The organism is thiotrophic endosymbiont of Bathymodiolus puteoserpentis (Logatchev), assembly GCF_900127505.1.
Taxonomy (GTDB): Bacteria; Pseudomonadota; Gammaproteobacteria; order PS1; family Pseudothioglobaceae; genus Thiodubiliella.
The window spans coordinates 1-5773 of sequence record NZ_UEXF01000022.1 but is presented as its reverse complement, the minus strand read 5'-3'; the positions used below and the strand labels follow the sequence as shown (position 1 = coordinate 5773).

Here is a 5773-nt window from a genome sequence, read left to right as displayed (position 1 = left end):
CAGGGCAAATAATGGGTATTGCATTATTAGATTTTGTCATCATAGCCAAAAACGGGCATAATAGTTTTTACCAAGAATTAAAACATAATAAAACCATTGGTTATGTGGGGGATGGCTTTCAAATGGGATTGTTTGATTTATTGGAGGTAGAAACACCTAACTATCAAAACAATATACACAAAATTAACAAATATTATTATCAACAAGATAAATCAAAAATTGGTTATTTTCAATTACAGAACCGTAGATATTTAGGTAATAAGTATAAATTATTAGGATTTATTGAAGATATAGTTAGCCAAAAATGCGATAAAGTAAAATCATTCTGTGATATTTTTGCAGGCACAGGCGTGGTTGGTGATCGATTTAATAATAAAGATATTAGTATTATTTCTAATGATTTTTTATCTGCAAATAATGCTTGTTTACAAACATTTTTAAACACAAAGAAAGACTTATATATAGAAGAAAAAATAAACTATTTGAATTCTATCTCACCTAGCGAAAATTACTTTTCAGAACATTTTGGTAATCGTTATTTTTTTATGGAAAATGCTAGAAAAATTGGTGTCATTAGGGAAGAAATAGACAATATAGCAAGCAATCAACAAGAGAAAAATAATTTAATCTGTTCTTTGCTATACGCAGTTGATAAAGTTGCTAACACAGTCGGTCATTACGATGCATTCAGAAAAAAAATGGATTCAACTAAACCTGTCAATCTGCTTATCCCAAATATTGATTATTCACATAATGTCAATAACAAAGTTTACCAAGAAGATGCTAATCAGTTAATTAAAAAAATATCTTGCGATGTACTTTATATTGACCCTCCTTATAATTCACGCCAATACTCGGATGCGTATCATTTGCTAGAAAATTTAGTGGAATGGAAAAAACCAGCCGTAGTCGGTATTGGTAAAAAAATGGATAGAAACCACATTAAAAGTAATTATTGTTTAAAAAATGCAACTATGGCATTTTCTAATTTAATTAATCATGCAAACTGCAAACATATTTTATTCTCATACAACAACACACAAGATTCAAAAAATGAACGTTCAAATGCAAGAATTAGTGATAATGATATTTTGCATATTTTGAGTAATAAAGGCAAAGTAGATGTTTTTGAAAGAGATTACAAAACATTCACTACTGGCAAAAGTAACTTAAACGGCAACATAGAAAGAGTTTTTTATTGTGAAGTTAAAGGGTAATTATTATGAGCTTTAAAACATATAGTTGGATGTATGGCACAACAAGTTTTAGGGTGTCTGAACTCAAATTTAAAATTGAGAGGCAGTTAATAAGATTAAAAAATCTTTATGATAACAATCAAGCTGATTATAACTGGAGGGAGTTACAGGCAGAATATTTAGAAGCATTATTAGATGAGGATTGGTTTAACTCTAATGCAAATAATGAGGATAAAGTTACAAAATATGCAAGGCAAGTTACCTCTTCATTGTCTGATTTAGGCTTGGTTAATGCTGATAGAAAATTAACCGATGTCGGCAATGAACTGTTTAACATGTTAAACAATAACACTTTTGATTTTGACAACCCCTTTGGCATAAGAAACGATAGTTTTCTATACTTAAAACAATTTTTAAAAATAGAATTTTCTCAAAATGTTAATTCAAATTTTTATTCAGAATTCGATATTAACCCTTTTATTGCTCTTACTTACTTTATAACCAAATATGACTATATTACCGAAGATGAATTTCGGTATTTACTGCCTTTGGTTAAAAATTATCAGGAATTACAATCTTTAACAATAAACCTCACAGATCGTAGCGTTGACACACATGATTTAATTGTTGAAAAAATTAGAAATATGTCTAATTACCAAGAGGCGTTAAGGGTGTTCCAAGCATCTGACAAAGGTATTACTGCATTTGAAAATATGCTTATGAATAGAAAAACATCGCAAGGATCAGAAAAGTATAAAAAACTTTACGAAGCTCTAGCAAGAAACGATGTCAACAATATTATTGAAACTATTAAAGTTTTACCCAGTAAGACAAAAGCAAAGTTTTATGAATTCCTATTTAATAAAAAAAATAAGCCTACCGATGCAAGCACCAAAGATGCAGAAGAGTACTTTACAAGCCTTAATTTTAACACCAATTTAGATGAAAACTTTTTTTACCTCGTTCATTTTTCTAAATGGAAGACAAATTTAGAGGAATATTTTGACAACAATAAAAGATTTTTAGGGTTAACTGATATTTTTATTTTTGGTGAGCAAATTAAATTAACGCCAATTGCAGAAGTTTATTTTAGAATAGTAAAGAATAGTTTATTGAGTGTTGCGTTATCAGGCTCCAAAGAAGAATACCAGGAATTATTAACAACAACAAAACATATTAACGATATTAATCTATTGTTATATATAACAGATACTGTTTTATTGCAAAATTTAAAAAATAAATATCCATCTCTTTCAATAACTGGCAATATCGATGAAAATATTGCCAGCATTATAAAACAAGAAAACAAAGATAAATTAAATGGACTAATTGACAGCCATTTTTCAAAATCACAATTAAAAACTTTGTTGAAACACATTAAAAATAGAAAAAATAAAGACGATCAATATGATAAAAGAATTCAAACATATTTGCACTGGGAGTGCGATGCATCGACAGTTTTTGAATATATTATAGGGATAATTTTTTATGTTATGAATGGTAAAAAAGATGATATTCATGATTTTTTAAACATGAGCATGGACGCTGAATTACTACCTAGAAGATTTGCAGGTGGTGGGCAATCAGACTTAGTATTTGACTATGGTACTCATAGCGCATTAATTGAGGTAACTTTATCTAAAAAAGAAAATCAACGAAAAATGGAAATTGAGCCTGTTAGTAGACATCTAGGAAGGTATAAATTAAGCACTTCTAATGCCAATGATTATGCAATTTTTATCGCCCCTTATTTAGATCCAAATGTTTTAGTAAATTTTAGGTCTTATAAAGACTTACGATACTATGATACAAGTGATACAACTAAATATGTGAATTCATTAAAAATTATTCCTTTTGCTATCGATGATATTTGTTTGATTATTGATAAAGGTTATGACCGAATCGCATTAGAACGCAAAATGGAAAATAGCTATATAAATTACGAAAAGGATGGTCTAATGTGGTATGAAAACACTTTGAAACCTAGTCTAAATTAAAACAATGAAAACTAATATTATTTACAACGATGATTGTATAAAAGCCCTCAATTCAAAAATTGATAAAAAATCCATTGATTTAATTTTTGCAGATCCACCTTACAATTTATCAGGCAATGGCTTGAAATGGAAGGGCAATAAAACAGGTGGTGACTGGTACATGGTTAATGAAGCATGGGACAAAATGACAGCGCCAGAGTTTTTGAAATTTACTCGCCAGTGGATTGGCGCTTGCGATAGAGTTTTAAAAGACAAAGGCTCAATATATATCGCTTGTAGTTATCACAACATCAGTGAATCTATGATTGTTTTAAAGCAATTAGGTTATAAAGTTAACAACATTATTACATGGTACAAAAGCAATGCAATGCCAAATATGACTAAACGCATTTTCACGCATTCTACTGAATTTGTTATTTGGGCAGTCAAAGGAAGTGGTTGGACTTTTAACTATGAAACTTTAAAAAAAATTAATCCTGAAAAGCAAAAAGATGGAAACCTTAAACAAATGCGTGATTTTTGGCAGATGCCATTAGTACAAGGTAAAGAGCGTATAAAGGGTAATGACGGAAAAGCATTACACCCAACGCAAAAACCAGAAGAAATGCTAAAAAGAATTATTTTAGCAAGCTCTAATAATGGCGATATTGTACTTGACCCATTTTCAGGTAGTGGTACAACTGCTTATATTGCTAAAAAATATGGGAGGCAATGGATTGGTATAGAGAAAGATAAAAATTATATTAAAATTTCAACAGCTAGGTTGTGCGGCAAATAAAAACCTAAAATGAACTATAAACCCCCCTATGCAATCACCTCTGCCATTGTTTCACTGATTGCAGAAATCAGTGAAAAATTAGGGCAGTTATCGGCATTAAAAACTCAGGAAAATAGTTTATATTTACGCCGTATCAATCGCATTCGCACTATTCAAGGTTCATTGGCGATTGAGGGGAATACTTTAACTGAAGCGCAGATAACCGCAGTATTAGATGGCAAGGCAGTCATTGCACCGCCACATGAAGTGCAAGAGGTGCGTAATGCGATTAAAGCCTATGAAAAATTAACAAAGTGGCGCCCAACAAGCCAGCAAGATTTATTAGATGCACATCAAACTTTGATGCAGGGTTTGATTGATGATGTGGGGCAATATAGAAATACGGGTGTAGGTGTCATGAAAGGCAAGCAAGTGATGCATATGGCTCCCTCTGCTGAGCGTGTCAATGGATTGATGTTTGATTTATTTGATTGGTTGGCTTGCAGCGATGAACATCCACTTATTCTTAGTTCTATCTTTCATTATGAATTTGAATTTATTCATCCATTTGCAGATGGCAATGGCAGAATGGGGCGTTTATGGCAAACTTTGATACTGAGTCAGTGGCAAGATATTTTTAGTTATTTACCTGTTGAAAGTCTAATTTACGCACATCAGGACGACTATTATTTAGCATTACAAGAAAGCACAAAACAGGCCGATTCAGCACCCTTTATTGAGTTTATTCTGCAGATGATTCTTAATAGTTGTAATGAGGATACCCCTCAAGTAATCCCTCAAGTAAGCCCCCAAGTAAAACGGCTGGTTTCAGTCATAAAAGGTGAAATGAGCAAAGAAGAATTAATGCTTGCCTTATCATTAAAAGATGCTAAGAGTTTCCGCCAACGCTATTTATTGCTGGCAATATCTAATAACTTAATTGAAATGACGCAGCCAGATAAACCTAACAGCCCAACACAAAAATATCGATTGGTTTAATTATGAAAAAAATAATCAAAATATTGTGTTTGTTGTGTTTGCCGAGTTTGTTGTTAGCGGCAAATAAGCCAGATTTATTTCTACTCAAAACTTATGATGATAAGAAGTCTGTTGTGGGTTGGGTGATGAGTGAGAAATTTGACGGGATAAGAGGTTTTTGGGATGGGGAGCAATTATTAACGCGTGGTGGTCAACAAATTATGGCACCTGATTGGTTTATTGAAAATTATCCACCATTTGCTATTGATGGTGAATTATGGACGAAGCGTGCGGATTTTGAAGAAATTAGTAGTATTGTTAGACGCAAAAATCCTGATGAGCGCTGGCACAAAATCAGTCATAAAATTTTTGAAGTGCCAAATCAAGATGATGGGTTGTTGAATAGATTGGAAGTTTTGCAAGATTATTTAAAAACGCAAGCAAATACGCCAATTAAAATTATCAAGCAACACCCAATTACCGACCAAAATCAAGTTAAACAATTTTTGCGTAATATTATGCATAAAGGTGGTGAAGGCGTGGTGGTAAGAAATCCTACTACAGCATATCAAACTGGGAGATTAAGTTCGGCACTCAAGGTGAAAAAATATTTAGATACGGAGTGTGTGGTGGTGGAAATTTTGCTTGGCAAAGGAAAATACACGAACAAGATGGGTTCGTTATTATGTAAAACTAAAGGCGGTGCAATGGTTAAGATTGGGTCGGGCTTTACAGATGTTCAGCGTAAAAACCCACCTGCTATTGGCACTAGCGTTACTTTTAAATATTATGGTTTGACGAAAAAAGGAAAATTTAAATATCCTGTGTTTTTACGCATTAGGACT

The 5773-nt window shown here is 32.1% G+C and carries 5 protein-coding genes; all 5 read left to right on the top strand.

Annotated features, from left to right (window positions below; genetic code table 11):
* Positions 1–1217 (top strand): DNA adenine methylase (locus BHECKSOX2_RS03560; RefSeq protein WP_245391300.1); only part of this gene is annotated, 1217 nt, incomplete at its 5' end.
* Between the two features lie 5 nt (positions 1218–1222).
* A complete protein-coding gene (locus BHECKSOX2_RS03555) occupies positions 1223–3193 on the top strand; it encodes an AlwI family type II restriction endonuclease (RefSeq protein ID WP_139682498.1) in 1971 nt (656 codons plus the stop codon).
* A 4-nt stretch (positions 3194–3197) separates the two neighbouring features.
* Entirely contained in the window at positions 3198–3971 is a 774-nt protein-coding gene (locus BHECKSOX2_RS03550; RefSeq protein ID WP_139682497.1) for a DNA-methyltransferase, read from the top strand.
* A gap of 9 nt (positions 3972–3980) precedes the next feature.
* On the top strand, positions 3981–4949 hold the full coding sequence (locus tag BHECKSOX2_RS03545) for a Fic family protein (protein WP_139682496.1): 969 nt from the start codon (positions 3981–3983) through the stop codon (positions 4947–4949).
* 2 nt (positions 4950–4951) lie between these two features.
* The coding region (locus tag BHECKSOX2_RS03540) for a DNA ligase (protein WP_139682495.1) at positions 4952–5773 on the top strand (822 nt) is incomplete at its 3' end.